The organism is Halomonas sp. SIMBA_159 (assembly GCF_046536035.1).
Lineage (GTDB): Bacteria > Pseudomonadota > Gammaproteobacteria > Pseudomonadales > Halomonadaceae > Vreelandella > Vreelandella venusta_A.
On sequence record NZ_JAWJBT010000164.1, the window covers coordinates 1 to 373 of the forward strand.

General features: G+C 37.0%; 1 protein-coding gene. It reads right to left on the reverse strand.

Annotated elements, in window-relative coordinates; all coding sequences use genetic code 11:
• The coding region (locus tag R0J87_RS18830; protein ID WP_498888117.1) for a hypothetical protein at positions 1 to 277 on the reverse strand (277 nt) is incomplete at its 3' end.
• Positions 278 to 373: the final 96 nt, after the last annotated feature.

Below are 373 nucleotides of genomic sequence, written 5' to 3' on the forward strand. Positions count from 1 at the left end.
TGGGGGAAACCATAAAATACTTCCATGGCTCACCTGGTCTACCTACAGTTCCAGCGGCACCATTTGAACCAGGGGCATATGATTCAACTAATCTTAACGAAGCTGTGCAATAATCAGTTGAGACTATTGAGTTTTTGTCTGTGATATCAGTTGCTCTCATCTGAAATACAAGTTTTTTATCTCCTGATTCTCCAGTAGAATAAAAGACATCATAATCAGAAGCGGAGTTAGAGGATTTGTTTTCCCATCCAGCATTAATTAAAGAATTCTTAATCACTGAGTAGAGGTCGCTCTTAAGACAAGTCCCAGTTGTAAATATGTATCCCATAAATAACCTCCTATAGTAAGTTTGTTGTTTTGATTTTTAGTGTTA